Origin of the sequence: Thalassobius vesicularis (assembly GCF_004799325.1) — a bacterium.
GTDB classification, from domain to species: domain Bacteria; phylum Pseudomonadota; class Alphaproteobacteria; order Rhodobacterales; family Rhodobacteraceae; genus Thalassobius; species Thalassobius vesicularis.
This window is the reverse complement of the sequence record NZ_SSMD01000023.1, coordinates 1-1,533: the sequence shown is the minus strand read 5'-3', so window position 1 is coordinate 1,533 and position 1,533 is coordinate 1. Positions and strand designations below refer to the sequence as shown.

Annotated in this window: 1 protein-coding gene; it reads right to left on the bottom strand. The window is 58.0% G+C overall.

Annotated elements, in window-relative coordinates; genetic code table 11:
* On the bottom strand, positions 1-1,533 hold a 1,533-nt coding region (locus tag E7681_RS18605; RefSeq protein WP_136340760.1), incomplete at both ends, for an efflux RND transporter permease subunit.

Here is a 1,533-nt window from a genome sequence, read left to right as displayed (position 1 = left end):
CAGGCATAGCCTCCCGTTTGACCACGCCACCCATGAGAGCGCCAACCGTCAGGATCAGGGCACCAATGGCTAGGCCTACGACCAGCCAGCGTGCCTTTATCGCTGCGTCAGCCAGACGGCCCACACCTCGTTCACGAAGGATATCAAAGCCTGCATCAAAACGGGTCCGGAAACGAGAGGGAGCGGTTTTCTTCATCCCGCCTTTTAGGTGATGGGGCAGTATGAAAAAGGCTTCGATAAGCGAGGCGAAGAGCGCCGCCAACAAGACGACAGGCAAAACCTCAAGCACCGCCCCCAATTCACCGGCCAAGAAGGCCAGAGGAAGAAACACTGCCAACGTTGTTAGGAATGACGATATAACGCCAGGGGCTACAGCTGTGACACCTTTGGTTACGGTCTCGACTGTCGGATTTTCGCTGGCATGCACCGCAATGGAATCCGCGATCACAATAGAATCGTCCATCACGATGCCGATTGCCATAAGAAGCGCGACCAACGTCATCATATTCAAGCTAAGGCCCGTCAAAGCCATCCAGAGGAAGGCACCGGCAAAGGCAACGGGCAAACCCATTGCCGCCCAGATCGCGAAACCGGGCCGGAAAAACAAACTCATGACGATGACGACCAGAACAAGGCCGATCACCCCGTTCTGCACCAGCATCACCAATCGATCGCGGATGATGGATGTCACATCTTGAACGACCTCAATTCGGATAGAAGGAGGTTGGTGCGCCGTTTCTTCGGCTACCAGCGTTGCAACGCCATCCAGCACGCGCAATGCGTCTGCATTGAGCGCTTTCGCCACGTCAAGCACGATAGCGGGAGCGCCATCGACGAAGGCGCGATCGTGCGACGGCTCGAAGCGTTCCTCAATCAAGGCCACGTCGCTCAGCGTCAGAGTTGCACCATTCGGCAATGCCATAACCGGGATCGTGGCCAGCGCAGCAGCGGTGTCACGCTCGGCGGTGAAGCGCACAGTAAGTTCGGCGTCATCTCCCTCGAGCGTTCCGATAGGCAGGTCAATGTTCTGCGCAGCGATGGCCATAGCAAGTGCTGCGGGTGTGAGCCCGTGGCTTTCCAACACTGTGCGCGAGGCGGAAATTGTAAGTGTGCGGGTGCCCAAGCCTCCGCGCGTAACACGGGCAACGCCAGGCAGAGCCGTCAGGCGGTCCGATAATCCCTCTGCGTAAAAATCCAGTTCGCTTAAGGGCAGATCGCCCGAGATGGCTACGGATGTGACAGGATCGGTACGATGCAACTCACGGACAACAGCCGGATCTGCGCGATCTGGGAAGGTGTCGATTGCCGAAACCTCGGTCCGCAGAGAGTTAACAAAGCGTAACGCGTCATTGCCAGGCGCCATTGTGGCTACTGCTCGTGCGCGACCAGCCTGTGCGGTGCAGGTAAAGGTTTCTAGCCCCTCGACACTTTGCACACCGTCCCAGAGAGGCGCGCAGATAGCTGTTTCCACATCCTCGGCGGCCGCCCCTCTGTAGGGTACGACAATCTCGGCTTCCACTGCGCGGAAATCAG